Origin of the sequence: Microbacterium sediminis, from assembly GCF_004564075.1 — a bacterium.
GTDB classification, from domain to species: Bacteria; Actinomycetota; Actinomycetes; order Actinomycetales; family Microbacteriaceae; genus Microbacterium; species Microbacterium sediminis.
Window position 1 is genome coordinate 1,986,587 of the sequence record NZ_CP038256.1, and the last position, 13,742, is coordinate 2,000,328.

Here is a 13,742-nt window from a genome sequence, read left to right on the forward strand (position 1 = left end):
TGAGCGCCGGGGCGGCGTCTGATGCCGCCCCGGCGCTCACGGTGCGTGGCTTACTCGGCGCCGGTGACCGGGATCTCGATCTCGCCGGCGATGATGTCGGCCTTGAGCTCGTCGAGGCGCGTCTTCAGCGCGTCGTCGATCTGGGCGTCGAACTCGCCGAACTCGCTGAGCGCGGTGCCGTCGTTCTCGAGGGTGCCGACGTACGGCTCCGTCGTGAACTCCTCGCCGTCGACGAGCATCTCGATGTTGTCGTACACCGCCTGCGTCATGCGCTTCTCGACCGACGTCAGGATGATGTCGGCGTACTGCGGCTGCGTGGTGGCGATGTCGCGGTCGACACCCAGGACCACCGCGGGAGCGCCCTCGGTGCGGATGACCTCGATCGTCGAGGCGAACAGGCCGCCGGCGACCGGGTAGAACACGTCGGCGCCCTGCGAGAGCTGGCTCGCCGTGATGCTCGAGGCGCCCGCGGTGTCACCGAAGTTGCTCGTGAAGCTGCCGCCGGCGGGGTTGGCCGGGTCCCAGCCGAGGACCGTGACGTCCTCGCCGTTCTCCTCGCCCCACGCGGTGGCGCCGTAGTAGAAGCCGTCCATGAACTTCGTGACCGACATCATGTTCGACCCGCCGTAGGTCGCGACGACCTTCGAGGTGCTGTAGCCGGCCGACAGGTAGCCGGCGAGGTAGCTCGACTGCTCCATCGCGTAGTCGATGACCTTGACGTTGTCGAGGCCGAGGTCCCAGCCGTCGATCCACACGAAGTGCGTGTCGGGCGAGGCGGAGGCCACCTGCTCGAGGGCGCCGGTGTCGCCGAAGCCGAAGCCGACGGCGAAGATGACGTCGCAGCCGCCGTCGACCATCGTCTGCAGGTTGGGGGCGAAGTCCTCGGTGCTGTTCGACTCGGCGTCGTTGATCTCGATGCCGAGCTCCTCCTCGGCCATCTCGAGACCGGCGTAGGCGGCCTCGTTGAACGACTGGTCGTTCCAGCTGCCCTCGTCCGAGACGGCGCAGGCCATGAAGTCGGCGGCCGCGTCGCCGCCGCCGTCGCCCGAGCCGCCGGCGTCCGGCGCCGCGCCGCAGCCCACGAGCACGAGGCCCGCCGCCGCAGCCATTCCGAGGCCAGCCAGGCCGCGCTTGAGTGTGATCGTCTTCAAGGAAGTCCTCCAGATGCACGCCGCGGCGAACCGGGCGAACGGGTAGATGGGCACAACGATAAACCGGCGCTCCGGCGAGTTCTCACATAAAGACCCGTGATGAACAAGGCGTTATCGAACTGCGACCCAGTGGTAACGACGAGGAAACGCCCGGGCTCCCGGTGCCGGTGGCAGGCCGGCCGATCAGAGCGCGGGGGTGAAGGGGCGCGGCGGCTGGGTGAGCTGGGAGACGAGGTCGCAGATGTAGCGGAAGAACGCGTCGCCGTCGACGGCCTCGATCACCCGCGCGTTCGGCTCGAGCCCGTGCACGCCCCACGACATCGCGGAGTAGCCGCGCGTGAGCTCCGAGGAGGTCTCGATGTCGACCGCGTACGGCGCCTCGGCGGTGATGAGCTCGGGGTGCAGCAGGAGCGCCGCGGTGAGCGAGTCCGGGTGCGTCGATCCGGGGATCCCGACCGACTCGTCGAAGGCGAGCGTGCCCCGGCACACGCGCTCCACGAACCGCGCCAGCGGCGTGCCGATCCCGGCCAGCTGCGCGATCCGGTCCTTGGTGAACACCGCGTCGCGCAGCGTGAGCGGCGCCCACGGCACCACGACGACGTCGGCGAAGCCGGCCTCGAACACCGTGCGGGCCGCCTCGGGGTCGACGTAGAAGTTGAACTCGGCCGCGGCGGTGATGTTGCCGCGGCCGTTGTTGGAGCCGCCCATGATGTACAGCGACTTCACGCGCTTCGGGAACTCGGGGTCGCGGATCGCGGCGAGGGCCACGTTGGTGAGCGGGCCGATCGCGACGATCGACACCTCGCCCGGCTGCTCGGCCGTGATGCGCAGCATCGCGTCGACGGCGTTCTCGGCCTGCGCCTCGAGGCCGGAGTCGTCGATCGAGAGCCCGCCCGAGCCGTCGCCGTGCACGTTCTCGGCCGAGACCCACTCGCGCATGAGCGGGCGCTGCGCGCCGAGGAAGATCGGCACCGCGTCGAGGCGGTCGGCCACGTTCAGCGTCATCCACGCGTTGCGGACCTGCTGCGCGAAGCCCACGTTGCCGGCGACCATCGTGATCGCGCGCAGATCGGCGGCGGGATCGAGCAGGCCCACGAGGATCGCGACGCAGTCGTCCTGGGCGGTGTCGGTGTCGAGGATGAAGGGGGTGCTCACCGATCCAGTCTAGGTCGGCGGCCCGCGGCGCTCAGACGAGGACCTCGAGCTCCTCCGGCAGGCCCGTGCGCAGTTCGACGGGAAGGTGCGCGACGTCGTTGTGCGTCACCAGCGTCCAGGGGCGCCCGGGCTTCTGCGCGATCACCGAGAGTCCGCCGTGCGCCTGGTTCAGCGTCATCCAGCGCCACTCCGGCGCGTCGAGCACCTCGCGCACGAACCACGCGATGACGAAGTTGTGCGTGATGAGCAGCTCGTGCACCTCGTCCTGCTTGCGGACGAGGAACTCCCCCATCGCGTCGGCCATCTGGGCGCGGCCGGCCTCGATCTGCTCCTGGGTGACGGCGCCGAAGAACGGCTCGTAGGCGGCCGGGGTCTCGTCGGTGAGCCCCGTGGGCACGCAGTCGAACAGCAGGGCGTGCGGGAGCGGCTCGACGGCCGGCATCCGCTCGGCGATCAGCCGTGCGGTCTCGCTGGTGCGCTGCAGCGGCGAGTGCCAAACCGCGTCGAAGGGGATGCCGGAGAGCCGATCGGCAAGCGCCCTGGCCTGCCGCCGGCCGCGTGACGAGAGCGGCCCGTCCTCGACACCGTGCTCGGCGTCCTGCTGCTCACCGTGCCGGACGAGATAGATGTAGTGCGTCATCGCTTCCCTTTCCGACGTCGGTCACAGCCTATGTCACGGTCGCATCACGGGCACGGGGTGGCCCGTCGGCGCGGCGGACCCTCCGCTCCGCCGCACGGCGCGTCCTCAGGCCACGGCGCGGGCGAGCTCGATCACGTGCGCGCGGCTGAGGGTGAGGGCGACGCCCTGCACCATCTCGTCGACGTGCTCCGGGTCGAACGCGTTCGCGATGGGGGCGACGATCCCCCGCTGCGCGTGCAGCCAGGCGATCGCGATCGCCGCGTGCGGCACACCGAGTTCCTCGGCGATCTCATCCATCGCCTTGAGCAGGCGGGTGCCGCGCCGATTGATGCGCTCGCTCAGCTGCGCGCCCCGCGCGGACTTGGCGGCCTGCGCGCGCGATCGGTGCTTGCCGGTGAGGAAGCCGTGCTCCAGCGGGTGCGACGGCGTGACCGCGATGCCCTGGGCGGAGACGACGAGCCGCAGGTCGCCCTCGAGCACGCGGGGACGCAGCAGGTTGTACGCCACGTCGACGGCCTCGATGCGCGGGTAGCCGGCCGAGGCGAGGATGCGCGCCTCCACGAGCTGCTCCGGCGTGAATCCGAAGGCGCCGAGCGCGCGGATCTTGCCGGACTCCACGAGCCATTCGGCCGTGGCGAGCGCGTCCTCGATCTGCGGGGCGTCGCGGCCGGTCGCGTCGAGATAGAGCACGTCGATCCGGTCGGTGCCGATCCGCTCCAGCGACGCCTCGACGGCGCGCACGAGGTCAACGGAGCCGAGTCCGGGGTGGTCGGGGTGGCCGCCGACGCGGACGGCCAGCACGATGTCGTCGCGCACGCGCCGCGAGCGCATCCAGTGGCCGATGATGTGCTCGCTGCGCCCGCCGCCGAAGCGGTCGGCGGTGTGCACGGCATTGCCGCCGTACTCGGCGTAGCGGTCGAGCACCGCCTCGCTCATGCGCTGATCGACGGTCCAGCCGAACTCGCCGCCGCCGAGGATGAGCGGGAAGATCCGCTGCCCTGTCTCACCGAGCGGCTCGCGGATGCCGGCCCCGATGCCGGGTCCCTGGACCGGGATGGGCGCGGACGGGTGCGTGGCGATCTCCGCCTCCGGCGACTGCGTCGCCCTGCCCCAGGTCCACTCCACGTCGTCCTCCCCGACGCGATCCACTGTACCGACGGTCTACGCGGTATTCCGCGCCGTGACGCGAATGTGACGTGGGAAGGACTGCCCGCGGACGGCGAACGGCCCGGCCGCTCCCCGAGGGGGGCGACCGGGCCGTTCGTGAGGGGATCAGGCCTCGGCGGGAGCCTCGACGGTCTCCTCGGCCTTCTCCTCGAGCACCGGCTCGAGCGCGAGCTTGCCGCGGTCGTCGATCTCGGCGATGCGGACCAGGATCTTCTGGCCCACCGAGACGACGTCCTCGATGTTCTCGACGCGCTTGCCGCCGTTGAGCTTGCGGATCTGGGTCACGTGCATGCGACCGTCCTTGCCCGGCATGAGCGAGATGAAGGCACCCGAGGGGATGATCTTCACGACCGTGCCGAGGAACTGCTCGCCGACCTCGGGGTTCGAGGGGTTGGCGATCGCGTTCACCTGCGCGCGTGCCGCCTCGGCCGAGGGGCCGTCGGTCGCGCCGATGTAGACGGTGCCGTCCTCCTCGATCGAGATCTGCGCGCCGGTCTCGTCCTGGATCGCGTTGATCGTCTTGCCCTTGGGGCCGATCAGCTCGCCGATCTTGTCGACGGGGATCTGCACGCTGATCACGCGCGGAGCCGTCGGCGCCATCTCGTCGGGGCCGTCGATCGCCGCGTTCAGGACCTCGAGGATGCGCAGGCGCGCGTCCTTGGCCTGGGTCAGCGCACCGGCGAGCACCTCGGAGGGGATGCCGTCGAGCTTGGTGTCGAGCTGGAGCGCCGTGACGAACTCGCTCGTGCCCGCGACCTTGAAGTCCATGTCGCCCAGGGCGTCCTCGGCGCCGAGGATGTCGGTCAGCGCCGCGTAGCGGGTCTGGCCGTCGACCTCCTCCGACACGAGGCCCATGGCGATGCCGGCCACGGCGGCGCGCAGCGGCACACCGGCGTTCAGCAGCGACAGGGTCGAGGCGCACACCGAGCCCATCGACGTCGAGCCGTTGGAGCCGAGAGCCTCGGACACCTGGCGGATCGCGTACGGGAACTCCTCGCGGCTCGGCAGCACCGGCACGAGCGCGCGCTCGGCGAGGAAGCCGTGCCCGATCTCGCGACGCTTGGGGCTGCCCACGCGACCGGTCTCACCGGTCGAGTACGGCGGGAAGTTGTAGTGGTGCATGTAGCGCTTGCTCGTCGTGGGCGACAGCGAGTCGATCTGCTGCTCCATCTTGAGCATGTTCAGCGTGGTGACGCCCAGGATCTGGGTCTCGCCGCGCTGGAAGATGGCCGAGCCGTGCACGCCCGGGATCACCTGGACCTCGGCGTCGAGCGGACGGATGTCCGCCAGGCCGCGGCCGTCGATGCGGGCGCCCTCGGTGAGGATGCGGCCGCGCACGATCTTCTTCGTGACGGACTTCCACGCGGCCGAGAACTCGAGCGGCGCGGCGGCGGGAAGCTCCTCCGCCTCGACCTTCTCGATCAGCTCGGCCTTGACGGCGGCCTTCAGCGCGTCGTCGGCGTCCTGGCGCTCCTGCTTGTCGGCGATCTGGTAGATCTTCGACAGCTCCTCGAGCGCCTTGCCCTCGACGAATGCGTAGGTCTCGTCGCTGTAGGCGGGGAAGACCGGGAACTCCAGCGGCTCCTTGGTCGAGCCGGCGGCCATCTCGGCCTGCGCCGCGACGAGCTGCTTGATGAAGGGCTTGGCGGCCTCGAGGCCCTGCGCCACGACATCCTCGCTCGGCTTGACGGCGCCGCCCTGGATGAGGTTCCAGCTGTTCTCGGTGGCCTCGGCCTCGACCATCATGATCGCGACGTCGCCGTTGTCGAGCACGCGCCCCGCGACCATGAGGTCGAAGACGGCCTGCTCGACCTGCTCCTGGTTCGGGAAGGCGACCCACTGGTCCTCGTGCGATCCCATGCCGGGGATGAGCGCGAGGCGCACACCGGCGATCGGGCCGGAGAACGGCAGACCCGAGATCTGCGTCGACGCCGAGGCGGCGTTGATCGCGAGGGCGTCGTAGTACTCGCCCGGGGCGATCGACAGCACGGTGACGACGATCTGGACCTCGTTGCGCAGGCCGTCGACGAACGACGGGCGCAGCGGGCGGTCGATGAGGCGGCAGACGAGGATCGCCTCGGTCGAGGGGCGGCCCTCGCGGCGGAAGAACGAGCCGGGGATCTTGCCGGCGGCGTACGAGCGCTCCTCGACGTCGACGGTCAGCGGGAAGAAGTCGAAGCCCTCGCGGGGGTGCTTCGACGCGCTGGTCGCCGAGAGCAGCATGGTCTCGTCGTCGAGGTACGCGGCGACCGCGCCCTGCGCCTGCTGGGCGAGACGGCCCGTCTCGAAACGGATGGTGCGGGTGCCGAAGCGGCCGTTGTCGAGAACGGCCTCGGCGGCAGTGATTTCAGGACCTTCCAAGAGGTCTCTCTCCTTGCGTGTAGCCCGCGCGGAACGCGCGGAAGACGAAAGGAGCAGGAACAGTCAGATATGGGCGCGCAATGGCACTCGCTCGAAAGCGATCAGCTCGCCTGCGCTGGCCTCCAGGAGAAATCCACCGGCTCGCGTCGATCCGGGAGATCACTTCAGGGGACCAGCTTCCTGCCAGCCTGCTCCTCAGGTATGGAATTGTGAACGCCGCAGAGTGCGGACGCGGTCAGCCTATCAGCGCGGGATGTGCGATGTCTGCCCTCTGCCCCGCTCGGCGTGTGGCGGCTACCGTCGGGCGTGACCGACACCGATCGGCACGATCCAGATGGGAGCGTCGATGAGCGACACCGAGAGCCTGTTCCGCGACCCCGATCCCGACGAGGAGCGCGAGGTCGACCTGGACGAGGAGGCGGAGTTCGAGCTGCCGCCCGCCACGGTCGATCCCGACGAGCGCATCGAGGCCGACGTCGATCCCCTCGCCGACGACATGCTCGACGAGGCACGCGGCACGGGAGAGCTGGACCGCTGAGCACGACGGAACGGGCCGTGTCCCGCAGGTGAACACTCGCGGGCGGCCGGTGAACAGTCGCCGAATCGAGCTCGGATCTGCGGTTTCCGCGCGTCGGGCGGCGCGACGCTGGAGCCATGCGAGTCGCGATCGTCGCGGAGTCCTTTCTTCCGCACATGAACGGAGTCACGGGCTCCGTGCTGCAGGTCGTCCGTCATCTCGAGGCCGCCGGCCACGAGACGCTCGTCGTCGCCCCGCGCGCCCCCGGTTCGGGTGACGCGGACGGCGCGACGCTGCTCACGTCGATCCCGCTGCCCTCCTATCCGGAGGTTCGCGTCGCGGTGGCGCCGGTGGCGCGCATCCGCCGCGTGCTGCGGGAGTTCCGGCCCGACGTCGTGCACCTCGCCTCTCCCGCCGTGCTCGGCTGGCAGGGCCTCGTGGCTGCCGAGCGCAACGGCGTGCCGTCCGTGGCGGTCTACCAGACCGACGTGATCTCGTACGCCGAGCGCTACGGGGTCCCGGGCGCCGCCCCGCTCGTCGCGTCGCACATCGCGCGGCTGCATCGCCGCGCGACCCTGACCCTCGCGCCGTCGTCGCACGCGGAGCGGCAGCTCACGGAGCTCGGGGTGGACCGCGTGCGCCGCTGGGGGCGCGGCGTGGACGCCGAGCGGTTCGCGCCACACAAGCGCAGCGAGGCGTGGCGCCGGCGCACCGCCCCGGGCGACCTGGTGATCGGCTACGTCGGCCGTCTCGCGCCGGAGAAGCAGGTGGCCGACCTCCGCGCGATCGCCGACATCCCCGGCACGCGGCTCGTCATCGTCGGCGACGGGCCCGAGCGCGCGCGGCTCGAGGGTCTGCTGCCCGGCGCCGTCTTCACCGGCTTCCTCGAGGGCGAGGAGCTGGCCGAGGCGATGGCGAGCTTCGACATCTTCGTGCACCCGGGCGAGAGCGAGACGTTCTGCCAGACCGTGCAGGAGGCGCTGTCCTCCGGCGTGCCGGTCGTCGCGACCGGCCGCGGCGGCCCCGTCGACCTCGTCCGCTCGAGCGTGGACGGCTGGCTGTACCGGCCCGGCGACCTCGACGACCTGCGCGCCCGCGTGCTCGACCTCGTGGGCGACGACGCCAAGCGTGCCGCGTTCGGGCGCGAGGCCCGCGAGAGCGTGGCCTCGCGCACCTGGGCGGCGCTGACGGATCAGATCGTGGAGCGCTACCGCGAGGCGATCCGTCTGCGCCGGTACGACGTGGCCGCGATGGCCCGCGGGGCCGTGCGGGTGAGCGACCCCGAGCCGCCCGTGGACGCGCGCCGCTGGTCCCGCTACGTGGCGCTGGGCGACTCGCTCACCGAGGGGCTGTGCGACGGCTCGCGCATGCCCGACGGGCAGTACCGCGGCTGGGCCGATCGCCTGGCGATGCTGCTGGCGCAGGACGGCTCGCGCACCCGCAACCGCACGTTCCGCTTCGCGAATCTCGCGGTGCGCAGCCGGCGCGTGCGCCACCTCGCGAGCGAGCAGGTCCCCGTCGCCCTCGCGCTGAAGCCGGACCTCGTGTCGATCCTGATGGGCCACAACGACCTCGTGGGGCACGGCGCCGACCCGCTGGCGCTCGCCGCGGAGCTCGAGAAGTCGGTGCGCCGCATCCGCGAGAGCGGCGCCGACGTGCTGCTCGTCACCCCGTTCCTGCCGAACCGGGCGATCGTGCGCATCTTCGCCCGGCGGTTCGCGATCTACTCGAGCGAGCTGCGGCGCATCGCCGCGGCGCACGGCTGCTACCTGCTCGACGTCGACGCGCTGCCCGAGCTCGGCGAGCTGCCCAACTGGGCCCAGGACAAGGTGCACCTGAGCTCCCCCGGCCACCGGCTCCTCGCCTACCGCGCGGCCGAGGTCCTCGGCGTGCGCGACGCGGACCAGCTGGCGGCCCTCGACGCGGCCTTCCACGAGGACTACGCCGAGCCGGAGGGCGCCTGGATCACGCGGCACGCGCTGCCGTGGGTGTGGCGCCGGCTGCGCGGCCGCACCGCGGGCGACGGGATGTTCGCCAAGCACGCCGACTACGTCGCGATCCGGGGGCGCCGCACCTCGGCCTCCGAGGGCGCCGACGCGCCGAGCACGCCGGCCTGACCGCCCAACCGCGTCGGCGGGTGATGCCGGGCGGCCGCTCGGGTGCGCCGGCGTCGGATCCCGCGGCGGGCCGAACGCGCCGGCGTCGGATTCCGCGACGGGCCGGCGCGCCGGCGTCGGATTCGGCGACGGGCCGGGCGCGCCGGCGTCGGAGGATCCGCCCGGTCGGCCCTCTCGGACGGGGTTTGCCCGGGTTCCCGGCACCAATCTCCGGCGCCGGCGCAGTCCTCCCCTCGGCCGATCCGACACCGGCGCAGTGCTCCCCACCGTCGATCCGACGCCCGCGCGGTGCCGCGGCGACGGATCCGAGGCCGGCGCGGACGGTGAGCGCCCGTCCACAGGCCGCTTTGGGCACCCGGTTGTCCACCGGCGCCGGATCCGGCGGCCGCGGGCGGTCGGGACGGGCCAGCATCGTCGCCATGCGGAACTCCGAGATCGTCGCCCTGCTGCGTGCCCGGGGTGGCTGCGCCCGGTCGTCGGATCTGTTCGCCGCGGGCGCGACGAAGAACGATGTCCGGCGCTCGGCGGCGGCGGGCGAGATCGTCATGGTCCGCCGGGGCCTGTACGTCCTCCCCGGTCTGCCGCCGACCCTTCGCGACGCCGCGCACCACGGCGGCGCGCTCACCTGCCAGAGCGCGCTGCGGCATCGCGGTGTCTGGGTGCTCGATCGCGAGGGGCCGCCCCACGTCTGGCTCGGTGCGCACGGCCGCGAGCACTCCCACCCCGGATGCCGCTGCGTCGTCCATTGGAGGGACGGAGCCCCGGCCCTGGGCGTGCTCGACGTCGCCTCCGCTCTCGTGCACTACTACCGCTGCGGCGGATCCGAGGCCTTCTTCGTCGCGCTCGAGTCGGCGCTGCGACTCGGACAGATCGGTCCGGCTCAGCGCGCCTGGATCCGCCACCGCCTCCCCCGCTCGGCACGCTGGCTGGTCGACTTCGCCGTGCCGACCTCCGACAGCGGGCTGGAATCGCTCGTGCGGTTGCGACTTCGCGCGCTCGGAATCGAGACGGCCGCACAGGTGCGGATCGCGGGCGTCGGTCGCGTCGACCTGCTCATCGACGGCGTCATCATCATCGAGCTTGACGGCGAGGAGAACCACGCCGATCCGGCCAAGCGCCATCGTGATCTCCGCCGCGACGCCGCCGCGACGGCGCGCGGATACACGCCCCTCCGGTTCGACTATGCGCTCGTCGTCCACGACTGGCCGACGGTGGAGGCCGCGATCCTCGGCGCACTCCGCACGCGCGGGCGTCGGATCGGTCGGGACGGCGATGCGCCGGCGTCGGAGGAAACACCGGCCGGCCCGGTCCTGCCCGGCGCGTCGCGGCGCTGAGACCGATTCCTCCGACGCCGGCGCGGGCTTACCCGGCCGGACCCGACGCCGGCGCACGCTCGGCCGGTCGGGCGGCTCAGCCGCGGGTCGGCGGACCGGATCCGACGCCGGCGCGGGAGCCGACAGACCGGACCCGACGGCGCCGGCCGGGCGGCTCAGCCGCGGGTCGGCGGGTTGTTGAGCAGGTCCTCGAACGATCCGCCGGCGCCCAGGTACGACGCGGGGTCGAACGGGTCGGCGGGCTTCGCGGAGGCCGCCGTGCCGGCGATCGCGTCGGCGAGCTCGCGTGCCCCGCGCTCCACGCGAGCCTGCAGCGGCGCGACCGTGTCGGCCTCCGCGCCCCAGTCGCTCGAGGCGGCGAAGACGCCCGTCGACACGGGACGCGCGTGCAGGTATGTGAACAGCGGCCGGATCGCGTAGTCGATGGCCAGTGAGTGCCGGGGCGTGCCCGCCGTGGCACCGATCAGCACGGGCTTGCCCTCGAGCCCCTCGCGGTCGAGCACGTCGACGAACGACTTGAACAGGCCCGAGTAGCTCGTCGTGAAGATCGGCGTGACCGCGATGAGGGCGTCCGCGGCGGCGATCTCGGCGAGGTCGTCGGCGAGCGCCTTCGGAGCGAAGCCGGTGAGCAGGTGATCGGTGATGGCGTGGGCGTGATCGCGCAGCTCGATCATGCGCCCCTCCGCCTCCACGCCCCGCGCCCGCAGCTCGTCGATCGTGGCGCGCAGCAGGCGGTCGGCGAGCATCCGCGTGGACGACGGGTTCGACAGCCCCGCCGAGACGACCGCGATGCGCCGGGTCATCGGCGTGCCCGATCCGCGGCCGCGCCGAACGCGCCCGGCTGGACCGGCTGACGGTCCGGGGCGTCCTGGTACGGCGAGCCGCCCGTGACGTTGTCGCCGCGGTTGGCGTTGGGGCGCGGCTGGCGCGGCTCGGCGTCGCCGTACTTCGCCGCCACGCGGGCGGCGTGCGTGGGGGCGTCCGGCACCTCGGCGGCGCGGTTCACCTGCAGCTCCTTGCGCAGCACGGGCACGACGTCCTGGCCGAGGAAGTCGATCTGCTCGAGCACGATCTTCAGCGGCAGTCCGGCGTGGTCCATGAGGAACAGCTGACGCTGGTAGTCGCCGAAGGTGTCGCGCATGGCGGCATAGCGGTCGATCACCTGCTGCGGCGAGCCCACCGTGAGCGGCGTCATCTCGGTGAAGTCCTCCATCGTCGGACCGTTGCCGTAGACGGGGGCGCTGTCGAAGTAGGGACGGAACTGGTTGACCGCGTCCTGCGAGTTCTTGGCCATGAACGCCTGGCCGCCCAGGCCCACGATCGCCTGCTCGGGCGTGCCGTGGCCGTAGTGCGCGTAGCGCTGGCGGTACAGGTTGATGAGGCGCTGGTAGTGCTCCTTGGGCCAGAAGATGTTGTTCGCGAAGAACCCGTCGCCGTAGTAGGCGGCCTGCTCGGCGATCTCGGGCGTGCGGATCGAGCCGTGCCACACGAACGGCGGCACGTCGTCGAGCGGGCGCGGCGTCGAGGTGAAGCCGTGCAGCGCCGTGCGGAAGCTGCCCTCCCAGTCCACGACGTCCTCGCGCCAGAGCCGGTGCAGGAGCTGGTAGTTCTCGATGGCCAGCGGCAGGCCCTGGCGGATGTCCTTGCCGAACCACGGGTACACCGGGCCGGTGTTGCCGCGGCCCATGATGAGGTCGACGCGGCCGCCGGCGAGGTGCTGCAGCATCGCGTAGTCCTCGGCGATCTTCACCGGGTCGTTCGTGGTGATGAGCGTCGTGGCGGTCGAGACGATCAGCCGCTCGGTCTGGGCGGCGATGTACGCGAGCGTCGTGGTCGGCGAGGAGGAGAAGAACGGCGGGTTGTGGTGCTCGCCAAGGGCGAAGACGTCCAGGCCCGCCTCCTCGGCGTGCTTGGCGATCGTCACGATGTCGCGGATGCGCTCCGCCTCGCTCGGCGTGTAGCCCGTCACCGGGTCGCGGGTGATGTCGCTGACCGAGAACAGGCCGAACTGCATGCCCTGCCAGGTGGTGTCGCTCATTGCGGAGGCTCCGATCCGTTTTGTATGCGTCTGAATATACCTGTGGAACGCCCTCCCGTCGAATCTATTCCCGCGGCGCGGTCCGCGGTCGAGAGGCGGGACGGTTACGAACCGGTAACGTCGAGGGGATGAGCACCGCACCGACCACCGCCACGGGGCAGATCCCCCGCCCGAAGCGCCGCGTCCCGTTCTGGGACAACGCCCGCTTCGCCTGCATCGTGCTCGTGGTGCTCGGTCACGCCGTGCAGCGCCTCATCTACGACTCCGACATCGCCTACGCGCTGTACCTGACGATCTACGCGTTCCACATGCCCGCGTTCGCGATCATCTCGGGCTACTTCTCCACCTCCGAGGCGCCGAATGCCCGCCGCATGGCGCGCGTGATCACCGACATCCTCGTGCCGTACGTGATCTTCGAGCTGCTGTGGTCGCTGACGCAGTGGGCGGTCGAGGGCGAGGCCGATCCCAACCTCACCGAGCCGTCCTGGACGCTGTGGTTCCTGCTCGCGCTGGGGATCTTCCGCCTCGTGCTGCCGTATCTCGCCCTGCTGCGGTGGCCGCTGGCCTGGACGCTGGCCGTCTCGATCGGCGTGGGCTATCTGCCCAACGTCGACAGCACCTTCTCGCTGTCGCGCACGCTCGGATTCCTGCCCTTCTTCGCGCTGGGCTGGTGGCTGCGCGAGCACGATGTCGTGGCGCGCCTCCGGCTGCTCGACTGGCGCCCGTGGTGGCTGCGGGCGGCCGCGGTGGCGCTGTTCGCCGCCACGGGGTGGCTGGCGTGGTTCGGCATCGAGTTCTGGAGCGCCATCGAGCTGCGCTTCTGGTTCTTCTACGACGACGACTACGGCGGGCTCATCGACGGCGCCCCGTGGTGGGGCGGTCTCGCCCGGCTGGCGATCATCGCGATCGGCCTGCTGCTGTCGGCGGCGTTCCTCGTGCTCATCCCCCGCCGCAGCACGTTCTTCACGCGCTTCGGGCAGTACACGATGTACATCTACCTGCTGCACTCGTTCGTGCTGTACCCGTTCCGCGAGAGCGGCCTGCTGCGCCACCTCGAGCCGACCTGGCTGTGGCTGCCGGCGGTCTGCCTGCTGTCGGTGGCGATCGCCTTCCTGCTGGGTACCAAGCCGGTGCGCACGCTCTTCCGCCCGCTCGTGGAGCCGCGCGCCACCTGGCTCTTCGCCGACCCGAGGATCGCGCCGCGCACGCGCCGCAACGACCCGACCGGCTCGCGCCGCCCGCGCGACTGAGCGGGCCTGCGC

General features: G+C 71.6%; 11 protein-coding genes. 4 read left to right on the top strand and 7 right to left on the bottom strand.

What is annotated here, in order from left to right:
• Positions 1 to 50: 50 nt before the first annotated feature.
• The 5 genes from E3O41_RS09490 to E3O41_RS09510 all read right to left on the bottom strand — a co-directional run bounded on the left by E3O41_RS09490 (position 51) and on the right by E3O41_RS09510 (position 6,474).
• The gene (locus E3O41_RS09490) at positions 51 to 1,151 is read right to left on the bottom strand and encodes a BMP family lipoprotein (RefSeq protein ID WP_135012293.1); all 1,101 of its coding nucleotides are present in this window, start codon (positions 1,149 to 1,151) and stop codon (positions 51 to 53) included.
• Between the two features lie 183 nt (positions 1,152 to 1,334).
• Positions 1,335 to 2,306 carry a nucleoside hydrolase gene (locus tag E3O41_RS09495; protein WP_067026160.1) on the bottom strand — a complete coding sequence of 324 codons (972 nt, stop codon included), beginning with the start codon at positions 2,304 to 2,306 and terminating at the stop codon, positions 1,335 to 1,337.
• Between the two features lie 31 nt (positions 2,307 to 2,337).
• Positions 2,338 to 2,946, bottom strand: a complete 609-nt coding sequence (locus tag E3O41_RS09500; protein WP_067026162.1) for a histidine phosphatase family protein — start codon at positions 2,944 to 2,946, stop codon at positions 2,338 to 2,340.
• Between the two features lie 105 nt (positions 2,947 to 3,051).
• Entirely contained in the window at positions 3,052 to 4,095 is a 1,044-nt protein-coding gene (locus tag E3O41_RS09505) for an aldo/keto reductase (protein WP_338060479.1), read from the bottom strand.
• Positions 4,096 to 4,218: 123 nt separating this feature from the next.
• A complete protein-coding gene (locus E3O41_RS09510) occupies positions 4,219 to 6,474 on the bottom strand; it encodes a polyribonucleotide nucleotidyltransferase (protein WP_135012295.1) in 2,256 nt (751 codons plus the stop codon).
• A gap of 346 nt (positions 6,475 to 6,820) precedes the next feature.
• Here E3O41_RS09510 and E3O41_RS09515 point away from each other — a divergent pair, with 346 nt between their 5' ends.
• The 3 genes from E3O41_RS09515 to E3O41_RS09525 all read left to right on the top strand — a co-directional run bounded on the left by E3O41_RS09515 (position 6,821) and on the right by E3O41_RS09525 (position 10,442).
• Positions 6,821 to 7,012 carry a hypothetical protein gene (locus tag E3O41_RS09515; protein WP_067026411.1) on the top strand — a complete coding sequence of 64 codons (192 nt, stop codon included), beginning with the start codon at positions 6,821 to 6,823 and terminating at the stop codon, positions 7,010 to 7,012.
• 155 nt (positions 7,013 to 7,167) lie between these two features.
• Positions 7,168 to 9,108, top strand: a complete 1,941-nt coding sequence (locus tag E3O41_RS09520; protein WP_240482367.1) for a glycosyltransferase — start codon at positions 7,168 to 7,170, stop codon at positions 9,106 to 9,108.
• A 419-nt stretch (positions 9,109 to 9,527) separates the two neighbouring features.
• Entirely contained in the window at positions 9,528 to 10,442 is a 915-nt protein-coding gene (locus E3O41_RS09525) for a type IV toxin-antitoxin system AbiEi family antitoxin domain-containing protein (protein ID WP_067026168.1), read from the top strand.
• 155 nt (positions 10,443 to 10,597) lie between these two features.
• Here the strand turns inward: E3O41_RS09525 and E3O41_RS09530 are convergent, their stop codons facing one another.
• Together E3O41_RS09530 and E3O41_RS09535 are read right to left on the bottom strand one after the other, a co-directional pair.
• The gene (locus E3O41_RS09530; RefSeq protein WP_067026170.1) at positions 10,598 to 11,245 is read right to left on the bottom strand and encodes a CE1759 family FMN reductase; all 648 of its coding nucleotides are present in this window, start codon (positions 11,243 to 11,245) and stop codon (positions 10,598 to 10,600) included.
• Positions 11,242 to 12,456: an LLM class flavin-dependent oxidoreductase gene (locus E3O41_RS09535; protein ID WP_420845467.1), complete on the bottom strand. Its 1,215-nt coding sequence runs from the start codon at positions 12,454 to 12,456 to the stop codon at positions 11,242 to 11,244. Before E3O41_RS09535 ends, E3O41_RS09530 begins: the two co-directional genes overlap by 4 nt.
• A gap of 152 nt (positions 12,457 to 12,608) precedes the next feature.
• On the opposite strand from E3O41_RS09535, the gene E3O41_RS09540 reads away from it, so the two are divergent.
• Complete coding sequence (locus tag E3O41_RS09540; RefSeq protein ID WP_067026174.1) at positions 12,609 to 13,730, top strand: acyltransferase family protein; 1,122 nt, start codon at positions 12,609 to 12,611, stop codon at positions 13,728 to 13,730.
• Positions 13,731 to 13,742 lie beyond the last annotated feature (12 nt).